The organism is Pseudomonas sp. RA_15y_Pfl2_54 (genome assembly GCF_963971015.1).
GTDB classification, from domain to species: Bacteria; Pseudomonadota; Gammaproteobacteria; order Pseudomonadales; family Pseudomonadaceae; genus Aquipseudomonas; species Aquipseudomonas baetica_A.
The window spans coordinates 1-12,320 of record NZ_CAXAPN010000007.1; the positions used below are offsets into that span (position 1 = coordinate 1).

11 protein-coding genes and 2 tRNA genes are annotated in these 12,320 nt (G+C 57.3%); 2 read left to right on the forward strand and 11 right to left on the reverse strand.

The features are described from left to right. Positions 1-362, reverse strand: a 362-nt coding sequence (locus tag AACY50_RS06780; protein WP_339507415.1) for a helix-turn-helix domain-containing protein, incomplete at its 3' end; no start/stop codon positions are given. Positions 363-554: 192 nt separating this feature from the next. Continuing rightward, positions 555-923 carry an SPOR domain-containing protein gene (locus AACY50_RS06785; protein ID WP_339433407.1) on the reverse strand — a complete coding sequence of 123 codons (369 nt, stop codon included), beginning with the start codon at positions 921-923 and terminating at the stop codon, positions 555-557. A 250-nt stretch (positions 924-1,173) separates the two neighbouring features. Here AACY50_RS06785 and csrA point away from each other — a divergent pair, with 250 nt between their 5' ends. Next, entirely contained in the window at positions 1,174-1,368 is a 195-nt protein-coding gene (gene csrA / locus AACY50_RS06790; RefSeq protein WP_003179932.1) for a carbon storage regulator CsrA, read from the forward strand. Between the two features lie 226 nt (positions 1,369-1,594). On the opposite strand, the gene AACY50_RS06795 is transcribed toward csrA, so the two are convergent. Both AACY50_RS06795 and AACY50_RS06800 read right to left on the reverse strand, forming a co-directional pair. Further along, positions 1,595-2,050 carry a DUF2214 family protein gene (locus tag AACY50_RS06795; protein ID WP_339538331.1) on the reverse strand — a complete coding sequence of 152 codons (456 nt, stop codon included), beginning with the start codon at positions 2,048-2,050 and terminating at the stop codon, positions 1,595-1,597. Positions 2,051-2,596: 546 nt separating this feature from the next. Further along, positions 2,597-2,673 (reverse strand) — tRNA-Val (locus tag AACY50_RS06800). A 183-nt stretch (positions 2,674-2,856) separates the two neighbouring features. Here AACY50_RS06800 and AACY50_RS06805 point away from each other — a divergent pair. After that, entirely contained in the window at positions 2,857-4,140 is a 1,284-nt protein-coding gene (locus tag AACY50_RS06805; RefSeq protein ID WP_339433409.1) for an NAD(P)/FAD-dependent oxidoreductase, read from the forward strand. A gap of 46 nt (positions 4,141-4,186) precedes the next feature. On the opposite strand, the gene AACY50_RS06810 is transcribed toward AACY50_RS06805, so the two are convergent. The 7 genes from AACY50_RS06810 to AACY50_RS06840 all read right to left on the reverse strand — a co-directional run bounded on the left by AACY50_RS06810 (position 4,187) and on the right by AACY50_RS06840 (position 12,231). Beyond that, positions 4,187-5,158, reverse strand: coding sequence for an XdhC family protein (locus tag AACY50_RS06810; RefSeq protein WP_339433410.1), 972 nt, complete (start codon positions 5,156-5,158; stop codon positions 4,187-4,189). Position 5,159: 1 nt separating this feature from the next. Then, positions 5,160-6,395, reverse strand: a complete 1,236-nt coding sequence (locus AACY50_RS06815) for a c-type cytochrome (protein WP_339465516.1) — start codon at positions 6,393-6,395, stop codon at positions 5,160-5,162. A 2-nt stretch (positions 6,396-6,397) separates the two neighbouring features. Beyond that, positions 6,398-6,937, reverse strand: a complete 540-nt coding sequence (locus AACY50_RS06820) for a (2Fe-2S)-binding protein (protein WP_339433412.1) — start codon at positions 6,935-6,937, stop codon at positions 6,398-6,400. Then, positions 6,930-9,761 carry a xanthine dehydrogenase family protein molybdopterin-binding subunit gene (locus AACY50_RS06825; protein WP_339538332.1) on the reverse strand — a complete coding sequence of 944 codons (2,832 nt, stop codon included), beginning with the start codon at positions 9,759-9,761 and terminating at the stop codon, positions 6,930-6,932. Before AACY50_RS06825 ends, AACY50_RS06820 begins: the two co-directional genes overlap by 8 nt. A gap of 334 nt (positions 9,762-10,095) precedes the next feature. Then, positions 10,096-11,064: a DMT family transporter gene (locus AACY50_RS06830; protein ID WP_339465519.1), complete on the reverse strand. Its 969-nt coding sequence runs from the start codon at positions 11,062-11,064 to the stop codon at positions 10,096-10,098. Then, complete coding sequence (locus AACY50_RS06835) at positions 11,061-11,633, reverse strand: TetR/AcrR family transcriptional regulator (protein ID WP_339433415.1); 573 nt, start codon at positions 11,631-11,633, stop codon at positions 11,061-11,063. The genes AACY50_RS06830 and AACY50_RS06835 overlap by 4 nt, the downstream gene beginning before the upstream one ends. A 521-nt stretch (positions 11,634-12,154) precedes the next feature. After that, a tRNA-Asp gene (locus AACY50_RS06840) sits at positions 12,155-12,231 on the reverse strand. Positions 12,232-12,320: the final 89 nt, after the last annotated feature.

Genomic DNA, 12,320 nt, shown 5'->3' on the forward strand with positions numbered 1-12,320 from the left:
CGCTTTTTTACAATGGATACGCCGTAGTCGTTCTTCAGGACATCGACCACATCTTCGAAAAATTTGGCTTTCTGATTTGCCAGTGCCAGTTGCTCCTCAAGCTCTTTGATTCTCTGCTCGGGGGTCAAAGGCAAAGTTGGCTCGTCCATCGGTCGAGTCCTCTGGGTACGGATGGAGGCGCCTTGGCTCCAATCTTGTCGACCATGCTTGCGTAACCAAACCAACACCGTCGACCGGCCCTGGATCCCGTAGCGCCGTTGAGCCTCTTTATAACTCAACTCGCCTTTTTCTACTTGGTCGACAACTGACAATTTAAAAGTCAGCGTGTAATCGCGCTGACTACGTTTTGCGCCCGTATCCATTGCCCCCTCCTGATAAGAAGCCAGAAGGTGTAAACCTTATTCAGGACGAGACAATCACCACTGAAGAGCCCGAGGCAACTCAGCCGCAAAACCCGTCAGTGCAGGCACCGACGATTTCCCCAAGGTTGTCCTCTTACATGTCGACATCAGCCAGCTCGATCGCCCGCCAAGCAGCTCCGTCGAATGAATCGCTTAAGGCGTCAGAGGATGCTCAACCAACACTGACTCAACATTCTGCTTTTTGGCCTTCACCAAGGCAGCATCCACCAGCACCTTTCGCGCCTCTGCCTCGGCCTGGGAGTTGAAAGGGCCAATCAGAATTCGCGTTTTGCCGCTACCGTCCTTGATGACCGTCGGAACGAACGCGTGCTCGATCAACCAGCCGCTCAAATCGCTGACGGCCTGAGGCGTTTCACCGCGCACCTCAAGATCCCACTGCGGGGCAGAGGACACCGCAGGCGCTGTTGCGACTGCCACTTTGGGCTTCTGTGTGTCCACACTTTTGCCTTCACCACATCCAGCCAATGCCAGTGCCGCGACCATCCAGACCCATTTGCGCACAACGCTTTCCTCGAAAATCTCAAAGCGGTGATCTTAACATTCATAAATACTTCGCGAGCCCCGCAAAATGGGCACAAAACAACGAGATTGATGATTGCAGCCTCTGTATAGTTACGCCCTGGGAATTAATGCCACATCTGCGCGTCAGAAAGATGCACCCAAACCGTGAGACTTCGCACTAATCTATACGTACCACCGACCTCTGCACTGTCTGAATCAGGTGCCCTACAAAGCAATCAAGGAGAAGACCATGCTGATACTCACCCGCAAAGTCGGTGAAAGCATAAACATTGGTGATGACATTACGATCACCATCCTCGGCGTTAGCGGCCAACAGGTCCGCATCGGCATCAACGCCCCGAAAAACGTTGCGGTGCACCGTGAAGAAATTTACCAGCGCATCCAGGCTGGCCTGACCGCCCCGGACAAGCCACAAACGCCCTGAGCCGCTTTCGCAGTCAGTAGCCAGTTCGTTTGCCCCGTGTAATGACTGGCTAAAGATTCACGCGCCGTACTGCTATCCGCTCCCCACTCGCTGGGCACGGCGCCTGACACATAACTCCTCACTCCAGCTCCTTGCCGCCCCTATCCTCTGTTGCCGAGCGATACTACCTGCCATTCCCAAGGCTGGCTGTCGGACGTTTCCGATAGAGCGCAGAGAATTCGCCCGCCTAATCCAACGTCACGCCACGCGCCATACCTGCGGCCGCCACCACCATCAGCACCAACAACAACGCCTCGACATGACTGATTCGTGCGTACAGCTTTGCACGGCCAGTATCGAGCGCCGCACCTCGCACTAACGAGATCCGCCACTTGACCAACTTGATCATCGGCGAGAGCTCTATCAGCAAAATCAGCACAAACAGTGTCATTTTCAAATGGAAGAGCGGCTGATGCAGGTAGTAGTCAGTGCCCTTTTCATAGCCACCAAAGGCGCGCATCCCACCCGTCACCAGCAGAACCAAAGCAGAAATACCCCATAGATTGTCGGCGAGCAAAACGCGCCTGGCATCACCTGAGCCTGCAACCAAGCGGCTAAACGCCGCTCCACGAGTCAGAACCGCCCAAAAACCCAACGCAAAAGCCAGTAAGTGAACAGCCGCTAGAAACCATTGAACCAGCATCGCCAGACTCCTTCTGTAAAGAGATGGAAATCGCCAGTCAGTAGTAGTCGAAAAATAAAGGACATGCTCGCGCAACATCGCCGGTCATGTATCGAGCGATTGAAACAAGGAGAGAGAACCCGAAAAAGCCAAATTACAGGCAAAAAAAATCCCAAGCAGCTGATGGAAGCTCGGGATTTAAAAATGCATAAACCGTGGTGGTGAACGCGGGACAAATGTTACTGAAACTCCCACCCTGCTACAAGGTATTTCTCATAACCGGTTGGTTAAATAAAATCGTAAGCTATTAAATATCCACACATTTTAAAAGACTGCTGGCGACAAAAGGCGATCCACTCAGCCAATCTCAAACTCGACATCACAAAAATCAGCCTGACCGGACACCCCTTCAGCACACTCCCCATGTGCGCCCGAGAAGGATTAAAGCCCCCCCTCTGGATGCGCCGAATTGGCGACTCAAGGCTGGGCCTTGCAAACCCCAGACAACAAAAAAGGGCCCACCTTTCGGTGAGCCCTTCTAGACCGCCCAGCAGAGCGGATTTTGTTTGGTAGGCGCGATTGGACTCGAACCAACGACCCCCACCATGTCAAGGTGGTGCTCTAACCAACTGAGCTACGTGCCTGCTGTGAGGCGGCATTCTACGGAATTCCGAAGGGGTGTCAACACCTTTTTTTCACCTAACCCTATGAATATGCAAAATATTTAATTTGCGGCCAATGAAGAAGATTTTCCGGTGGCTGGCGGAGGTTTTTCAACTCCGGTAGGATCGACGCACTCGTAAAATATATTAAACAGAGGCGACAGAATGGCGAACACCCTTTACCCAGAGTCTTATTACGCTGCGTCGGCCAATGCCGTACCGCCACGTCCAGCCTTGCAGGATGATGTGGAGACGGATGTCTGTGTAATCGGTGCCGGGTATACCGGGCTGTCCTCGGCCCTGTTCCTTCTGGAGAACGGTTTTCGCGTGACAGTGCTGGAGGCCGCCAAAGTCGGCTTCGGCGCTTCAGGACGCAATGGCGGGCAAATCGTTAACAGCTATAGCCGCGACATTGATGTGATCGAGCGTACTGTTGGCCCGAAACAGGCGCAGTTGCTCGGCGAGATGGCCTTCGAAGGCGGCCGGATCATTCGCGAGCGCGTGGCCAGGTACAACATCCAGTGCGACCTGAAGGACGGCGGCGTATTCGCCGCCCTTACGGCCAAGCAGATGGGTCATCTTGAATCGCAGAAGCGTCTATGGGAGCGCTTCGGGCACTCACAACTCGAACTACTCGATCAACGCCGCATCCACGAAGTCGTCGCGTGTGATCAGTACATTGGCGGCATGCTCGACATGAGCGGCGGCCACATTCATCCGTTGAACCTTGCGCTGGGCGAAGCGGCTGCCGTGGAGTCCCTTGGCGGCGTCATCTATGAACAGTCGCCAGCCGTGCGCATCGAACGCGGCGCCAATCCGGTCGTGCACACGCCGCAAGGCAAGGTCAGGGCCAAATTCATCATCGTTGCCGGCAATGCCTACCTCGGCAATCTGGTGCCGGAACTGGCAGCCAAATCGATGCCGTGCGGCACGCAAGTGATCACCACAGAACCGCTGGGTGAAGAACTGGCGAAAGCGCTATTGCCGCAGGACTACTGCGTCGAAGACTGTAACTACCTGCTCGATTACTACCGCCTGACTGGCGACAAACGCCTGATTTTCGGCGGCGGCGTGGTGTACGGCGCGCGGGATCCGTCGAACATCGAAGCAATCATCCGCCCGAAAATGCTCAAGGCTTTCCCGCAGCTCAAGGACGTGAAGATCGACTACGCCTGGACCGGCAACTTTCTGCTGACGCTGTCGCGTTTGCCGCAAGTTGGACGTCTGGGCGACAACATCTATTACTCGCAAGGTTGCAGCGGCCATGGCGTGACCTACACACATCTGGCAGGCAAGGTATTGGCAGAGGCACTGCGTGGTCAGGCTGAGCGTTTTGATGCGTTTGCCGACTTGCCGCACTACCCGTTCCCGGGTGGGCAAATGCTGCGTACGCCGTTTGCTGCGCTGGGTGCCTGGTATTACGGCTTGCGTGACAAATTCGGAATGTAAAAAAAGGGCCGCTGAACAGCGGCCCTTTTTATTGAACGCAAGGCGTTTAGAGGTGATCCCGAGCAATCCCGCTACGGATCCGCAAGATATCCGCCAACACCGCCAAAGCGATTTCCGCAGGTGTCTTGCTGCCCAGGTTCAGGCCGATCGGCGCGTGAATCCGCGCCAACTCGCCCTCCCCCAATCCGCCAATCCTGCGAAGGCGCTCAAAGCGTTTCTGCGACGTCTGCTGTGAACCCATCACGCCAATGTAAAAGGCCTCGGTGCGCACCGCCTCCATCATTGCCAGATCATCGATACGCGGATCATGCGTCAGCGCCACCACCGCCGTGTCGCGATGGCAGCCACCGTCGGCAATGAACACCGACGGCAATTGCCGACGAATCTCTACGCCACTGAGTACCACGCCTTCGAGCACCTCATCACGCGGATCGCAGAGAATCACTTCGAAACCCAAGCCAACCGCAAACTCGGCACACGCCTGCGCCACGCTGGAATACCCGGCAAGCAAAAGACGCTGAGCCGCACCAACGCGGATTCGTACCCGATCGATCTCACGCTCGATCCGCGCACCCTGTTCGCGATCTGCAAAAAGGCTGCGCGCACCACTGGCCAGATCGACTTCACGAATCAGCCGACGCTGACCAAGCAGCGCCGATTCCAGTTCACGCAGATGCGCCTGCACGTCACAGCCAGCGTCAAATTTCTCTACCAGCACATCGAGAATACCGCCACAGGGCAGACTGACCCGCGAACGCGGATCGTCGCCTTCGCCGTAACGCACGACGTTGACCGCATCGAAAAACGCACCCTCGGCGAGGCGCTCGAGAAAATCCTCCTCGACACAGCCGCCGGACAGCGACCCGATCCACTGCCCGCCGTCATTCACTGCCAGCAGCGAACCCGGCGCACGCGGCGCCGAACCGTAGGTGGTCAACACGGTGCAGAGCCAGATGCACTGCCCCGCTACCGACCACTCCAATGCACGCCGCACCACTTGCAGATCGAGATGCTGCATGTCAGTGCGCCTTGTGCTCGATGGGCGGCGCGTCAGCTTGCAGCTTCTGAACTTCGCTTACCGCCAACTCTCCGGACTGGCCGCCCCACCCTTGACGCAGGTAGTTGAGCAGATCGGTCAGTTGCTCAGGACTGAGCTTGTCGGCAAAACCCGGCATCGGTTGCATGTGTTCGAACCCGGAGAATTTCTGCTCGCCGATACCGTCCTCGATGACCCGCAACAGATTGCGTGGATCTTCCAGACGCAGCGTGGTGTTGCCGCGCATGGCAACAGCGATGTGCGGCTTGCCTTCACCACCCGCCGCGTGACAACCGGCGCAGACATTCAAATATTCCTGACGGCCCCGTTGGGCACTCGCGCCGAGCTTGTCGACCGGCACGGCGACGAGCTCTTTGGCTGCCGGCGGTTGATCGCCGAGCAGGAAGGTCGCCATGGCAGCCAGATCGGTATCGTTCAAGCCCTGAGTGCTGTTGTGGAACACCGGGAACATCTCGTTGAACATCGTGCCCTGCGCGCTCATGCCATGCTTGAGGAATGTGCTCAGGTCCTGATGATTCCAGCCGCGAGCGGCCAGATCAGTGGCCAGCAGGCTCGGCGCCAGATAGCCATTGAGGATGCCACCAGTGAGACGCTTGTCCATTTGCATTGCGCCCGACAGCCCGCGTGGCGTATGGCACTCGCCGCAGTGGCCGAGGACGTCGACCATGTACTGGCCACGCTTCCAGGCGTCGCTTTTGCCGTCGGCAGATTCCAGCTTCACGTCTTTGCCGTACATCATGTTCCAGCCCATCAGGCCCAGACGCACATTGAACGGAAAGCTCAGGCTGGTGACCGGCGCTGCCCGCTCGATCGGCTCAACGGTTTTGAGGTACGCATGAATCGCATCCGAATCTTCGCGCGGCATCAGGTGATACGAGGTGTACGGCATCGCCGGATACAGGTTTGCGCCGTCACGACGCCTGCCCTCGGTCAACGCAGCGTAGAACTCGTCATCACTGTACAAACCGATGCCATGCTCTTTGCTCGGGGTGATGTTGGTGCCGTAGATCGTGCCGAACGGCGAGACGATTGGCAGCCCGCCGGCAAATGGCGCGCCACCCGGTGCAGTGTGGCAAGCCATGCAGTCGGCGGCGCGGGCGAGGTATTGGCCGCGCTTGACCTGATCATCGGCGTGGACAAACAACACTGGCGCAGCCAGCCCGACCGCCAGGGTCAGGCGGGTCAGTAATAGCTTCATGCTTAACCCTCCTTGACCAGGCCGAGATCGGTCAGCACGTTGCGGGTCGCGTTGTAATAACGCACGTACCCGGTGCAACGGCATATGTGATGACCGAGGCTGTCCTCGATGACTTGTTCGAGTTTGCTTTGGACGATTGGCTGGCGTTGCAGCTTTTCCACCAACACGGTCGCGGCGTTGACGAAGCCCGGCGCGCAGTAGCTGCACTGGAAGGCGAACTCATCAACAAAGCGCTGCTGGATCGGATTCAGCTCGGTGACCTGCCCGCTCTCGTCACGCTTGGCGTGCGATTCGATGGTGCGGACTTTCTTGCCTTCGAAGTAATGCGCGCCGGTAATGCAGGTGCGCACTTCTTCGCTGGTGCCGTCCGGGTTATCGACGATCACCACGCAAGCGTGGCAAATACCCTGGCCGCAGCCCAGACGCGAGCCAGTCAGGTTTTTGTATTCGTGCAGGTAGTCGATCATCGGCAGGTCATCAGGGATGTCCACCGGGCCGACGGATTGACCATTGAGGGTCAGTTGAAGCGGACGGTTAGCCATTGAGGGCCTCCTTGATGCGCGCAGCAGTGATAGGCAGATCGCGAACACGTTTACCGATGGCGTGCGCCACGGCATTACCAATGGCGCCGACCACCGGAATCATCACCACTTCAGCGATACCTTTGGACGGATCGCTGGGTGACAGCGGTGGCAGAATCTCTGCCGTCTGCTTCCACACCGCGACATGCCGGGCCATTGGCAGGCGATAACGGTTGAAGTTCCAGTCACCCTCCCCCGGCCCGCCCTCGTACAGCGGCATCTCTTCCATCAGCGCATGACCAATACCCATGGCGACCCCACCTTCGAGCTGCCCCTTGACCAGTTCTTCAACCAACACCCGACCGCATTCGACCCAAGAATGATGGTTGAGCACTTCGACTTGCGCCGAGCCTTTGTTGACCTTCAACTCGACCAGGGTGGCGACCGGGCTGTAGTAAGTCACCGCCGCGTTGTTCAACTGAACAACCGGGTAGTTGATGTTCTGGCGATCCAACAGGTGGAAACCCGCCGTGCTCATCAGCGCTTTCTTCGCCTTCGGCGCACCATCGCCGTACTTCACCGCCAGACCGTCAAGCGGCAAACGCTCGCGCACGCCGTCGATGCTGTATTCGGCCTCGGCCCAACTCCAGCGGTTGAACGCATGAACAGTGGCGCCGGTCACCAGACCGCGCTCATGAGCGTGCTTGGCCAACTCTTCGAAACTCAACGGCTGCATGCCGTTGGCCGTGAGTTTGCCGTCGACCCAATGCGCGTCTTCACGACGCACGACGTAAGGGTTGGCTTGACCGCCGTAAGGCCCCTGACGCCAGATTTCCATGGCCGCCGGCCACAAACCGTTGTTGAACAGCACGCGCGCTGCCTCACGGGTTGCGTGGCTGAAGTAGTAAGCCGAGTTGGTCGCCGAGGAAGCCGAAGCCAGCTTGCCGACCCAACGCGGGTTGCGCAGCAGATTGTCCTGCTCGGCCTGGCTCATGATGTAAGGGTTGCCGCTGGTAATCAGCTGCATTTCCTTCCATTCGGTTTCGCCGGTCTTCACTTCATGGGCAGGGCTACCGAGGAAATCAGCGACGACCAGGGCTTGCGAAGTCGACATGCCGGTGCCGATTTCAATGCCGATATGACGCAGGGTGATGCGCCCCTCGGCAGTGAATTCGATACTGGCCATCGGTGCTTCGGAGCCGGTGCCGAAGTCTTTCTGACAAATGGCGAAACCGACGCCGTACCAGTTGTCCGGATCGGCTGCTTCGCGCTGCTTCTTGATGGCGTCGCGGTTTTTCCAGACTTCGTGCACTGCGGCCTTGTCGAGAATCTCGTGCAGGCGCAGAGCACCGGCCGGGATCGCGCCCTGAGTGTTCTTCATACCCGAACGCAACGCGTTCTTGCGGCGCAAATCGATCGCATCGACGCCGAGCCGATTGGCAATTTCATCAACCATCATTTCGGTCGACGCCATGCTTTGCAGCGTGCCGTAACCGCGCATCGAGCCCGCCTCAACAGCGCGTGAGTGATAAGCGGTGACCTGCAGATCGTTCTGCGGCATGTAATAGATCGACTGCGCCGCCGTGGCGCCAACTGCCGCAACCGAGGGGCTGTAGTTGACCCGCCCGCCACCGTCGACACTCATTTCGGCGCGGAAAATCTTGAAGGTGTAATCGTTCTTGTCCACGGCCAATTGGTAGCGGATGTCGAACGGGTGGCGCTTGATGCCGCTCTGGAATTGCTCGTAGCGATCGTTGGCCAGGCGCACCGGCACACCGGCACCGTAAAGCGCAGCGAGTGCTGCGTAGTAAACGAAGATGTTGTGGTCTTTGGAACCGTAACCGACGGTGTAACCGGGGTGCATGTTCAGGTTCGCCAGACCGAAGCGCGAGGGCGCGATCATTTTCGCGGTCTCGGTCGCAGCTTCCAGTGGGCACTGGGTCGCCACCACGAAGTGCAGCGTCTTGGTGGCCGGGTCGTACCAACCGTTCCCGTTGTCCGGCTCCATGGCGGCAGGTTCGATCGATGGGGTCTTGTAACGCTCGTCGAACACCAGCCAGTTATCCGGCGGCGTATCGATCTCTTTCTTCATGCGGTCGGCGTAGAACAAACCGCGTTCGGTCAGGTTGCCGTGCAGGTTCGGCTGGGAATTCCACACCGGACGACGGTTTTTCAGCATCGGGAACAGGATCGAGTCCTTGAGGCTGGCGAATTCATCTTCGTCTGCCGACGTCGGGCCACCCACACGTACGTAGCGGAAACTGCCGTAGGGGTCGCCTTCGTAGTAAGGCACCTTGGCGCCGTAACGAATCGCTTTGTCATTGAATTTGAGCTTGTTCTTGGCCTGACGAAAACGCTCGAAGTCGTTCCAGATCAGGATAGCGACCGGGTGGCCGATGAACATCGGCACCTTGCCCTCAGCCAAAAGTGGATCTGGCGCGTGCTCTTCCGGGAAAACGATACCGTCCTTGTCCAGATCGGCAGCGGTGACGATGCGGTCAGGCTGCAAATCGGCGCCCAGCCACGACAGGTCGTAACCGTTATAGATATGGTCAGCCTTGATGGTTTTGAGCAGCATGGCGTGGCCTTGCTGCTCAGGCCAACCCGGCATGTCCCTGGAGCGGATGTCGCGAGCAAACACCTTGCTGCCGCAGACCTTGGACAGGGCGTCGTTACGCTGGCGCGCCTTGCCGTTGTTGCCGAGCCACTTTTCGGACGGCACGGTGACGCTGTTTTCCATCAAGGCAGCCAGCGCCTGACTGCTGAGCGGCGTGAGCGTAACGCTCACTCCCGCCACCAGCCCACCCTGAAGGAACGAGCGCCGGGATATTTCACGGTTGGACATGGATCATCCTCTGGGCGGTTATGAGTCCACCCTTCTGGTTATCTACTGGGAATCTCGAGTCTTGCAGAAGCCCTTTCTGGCGAGGCCAAGAGCCGTGTTGACAGTGCAAAGCTGACCGAAAGGTTAACTTTAAAGGTTTCTGCGGCTGCGGCAAACAAGCAGTTACAAAAATCTGACTAAAGAATCAGAATTACTGCAACCTTGCGCCGCAGCAAGTCACTGGACAAAACGCTGTCCAGCTTCTGCAGGAGTGAGCCTGCTGTCTGCGTCCGCCCAGTACAAATCAATCCAAAGCAGGTACCTGAAATGCCCCGTACCGACACATTCACATTAGTCAAAGGCCAGTTTTTAAACGATGCATCTCGCTATGTGCTCTTCTGCGATAAAAGGCGTGAATAGCCCACACCACCCCAACGAATAGCAACCCTGTCCCAAGCGCTTCCATAGGAGAGGGCCAGCGCTGGTTGATGAGCAAACCCATCGCAGTTGCATAAATAGTCCCGCTGGCGATCAATTGCCCGCTCAGCGCCAGAGGTAGGCGCCGGGTTGCGATTGACCATGCCCAGGCACCTGCAAGGGTGGCTCCCACGCCCTGAATTAATCCACAGACTATTAGCGCCTGAGTACCTGCCAACCCGCCCGAATGGCTAGCGAAGTGGGACAACTTCAAGTAAAGCCCAGCCGGGATGAAAGCCAGCATTTCGACGCTGCACATGAAGATCAGCATGGCGGACCACAACATGGGCGACATACTTGGGCGTCGAGCCAAAGCACTTTCATTTATCAGGCCAAAACCCGTCCAGAATCCGATTGCAAGCAACGATGCCAGGAGCCCAAACATTATCGAGGTTGTCGGTAGCACCACCGTGGCGCTACCAAAATCAAACACGCTCAAGTTGACCAGACTGATGCCTAAAGCCGCCACCAACAACGGCCCGGAAATGGCGCGCCAAGGCACGCTAGAGCTGCGCATGTTGCCGGCAATCGCAAGCACGATAGGCACTGACCCCATCATCACCGGAGGGATCACCGGCCCGGCTGCCAAGACCGCAGTGGTAATCAGAAAGAAGTAACCGATGTATCCCAGGAAGCCCAACAGTGCGGCGCAAGCCCAGTCGCCCAGCCTCAACTGCCGCACTTCGCCACGGTAAACAAACAGCACTAACAGACTACCCAAACCGGCAAAGGCATAGCTCACCACAGCCAGATCAAAAAGACTGTAATCGCCGACAAGCCCCGGAAAGATGTAAAGCAGCGACCAAGAAAAAGTGGCAGCAATGGCCGCTAACAAGCCAAGGGTCATACGCTTTGCTCCTGCCCAGCCTGCTTGCGGATCCAGCAATGAGCCATTTGCCGCGCAGTGTCGAATACCTGCGCGTCCTGGCCCATGGCGCCGGTGACAAAACTACCCTCCAGCAAGATAAACAACCCCTCAGCAACTACGTGAGGGTCGCTCAGACCGGCACTCACGGCCAATGCAGTAAGGTTTTCGCGCACCCCTTGCTTATGCCTGCTTACAGCCAAATGCACTGGGTGGCTAAATTGTGGGAATTCAGCCGCACTGTTGACGAACAGACATCCGCGCCCGCTATCTTTCAAAAGAAAGCGTTGATACAGATCGAAAAAAGCGAGCATTCCACTGACAGGGTCAGGTTGTCTTGCCAAAGTGCGCGCGACCTCTTCGCGCCAGCGCAGATCACGCTTCTCGAGGCAAGCCACGATCAGCGCATCCTTTGAGGGGAAATGGCTGTAGAGCGTCATCTTGGTAACACCCGCCATCGCGGCGATGGCCATCACACCAGTAATGTATATACCTTCCGACAGAAACAGCTTCAGCGCTGAGTCAATCAATCGCTCACGGGTATTGTCCAATTTCAGGCACTCCGGCATCGGGACGGAGTTGACTATACTGACCGGTAAGCTGGAGACACATCCAGATACGACCTTAATCATGGCCGTCACGACACAGACCGCAGCATGCCAACGCAGCAGTAAATCGCAAGATTTGGTCTGTCCTGAATTTCGCTACGCTGTATAAGCGCTCAAAGGCCTCGCGTGGTTATACGGACGCCCACTTTGCGGCAGCGACTCAGTGATTTCATTTGCACGCTGCGAATACTGGAGTTCGGAAGGTGAGCTGGCCGCGCGCTTACAGCCTGCTCACGATGGTGATGTGCATCTTCCAAAGATATTGGCTGCACTGGCGCTATCGCCAGCAGGCTCCCACAGGGATTTGTGCTCAATATCGGTCGACTGAAAGAAGCCAAACGGGAAAGGTCAAATTTCAGACACAAAAAACCCCGGTCTTTCGACCAGGGTTTTTGCTATCGCTTCCGAATCAGCCAACGGCTTTTTCGGTGCTTCAAGGCGTTCAGTGGTCCTTGAAACAGATATGGCGCAGCGGACGGGACTCGAACCCGCGACCCCCGGCGTGACAGGCCGGTATTCTAACCGACTGAACTACCGCTGCGTATCGCTTTGAGCTTGCGCTCAAGTAACTCGTTTTGACTGAAAGCTTCGGTGCTTTGCAATCGCGAACCAGACAATGCCTGACTCGTA

Excerpts from the sequence above, each read along its gene's own strand:
- csrA (WP_003179932.1), top strand. The coding sequence starts at position 1,174 with ATGCTGATACTCACCCGCAAAGTCGGTGAAAGCATAAACATTGGTGAT.
- AACY50_RS06820 (WP_339433412.1), bottom strand. The coding sequence starts at position 6,937 with ATGGCTAACCGTCCGCTTCAACTGACCCTCAATGGTCAATCCGTCGGC.
- AACY50_RS06805 (WP_339433409.1), top strand. The coding sequence starts at position 2,857 with ATGGCGAACACCCTTTACCCAGAGTCTTATTACGCTGCGTCGGCCAAT.
- AACY50_RS06815 (WP_339465516.1), bottom strand. The coding sequence starts at position 6,395 with ATGAAGCTATTACTGACCCGCCTGACCCTGGCGGTCGGGCTGGCTGCG.
- AACY50_RS06795 (WP_339538331.1), bottom strand. The coding sequence starts at position 2,050 with ATGCTGGTTCAATGGTTTCTAGCGGCTGTTCACTTACTGGCTTTTGCG.
- AACY50_RS06830 (WP_339465519.1), bottom strand. The coding sequence starts at position 11,064 with ATGACCCTTGGCTTGTTAGCGGCCATTGCTGCCACTTTTTCTTGGTCG.
- AACY50_RS06810 (WP_339433410.1), bottom strand. The coding sequence starts at position 5,158 with ATGCAGCATCTCGATCTGCAAGTGGTGCGGCGTGCATTGGAGTGGTCG.
- AACY50_RS06825 (WP_339538332.1), bottom strand. The coding sequence starts at position 9,761 with ATGTCCAACCGTGAAATATCCCGGCGCTCGTTCCTTCAGGGTGGGCTG.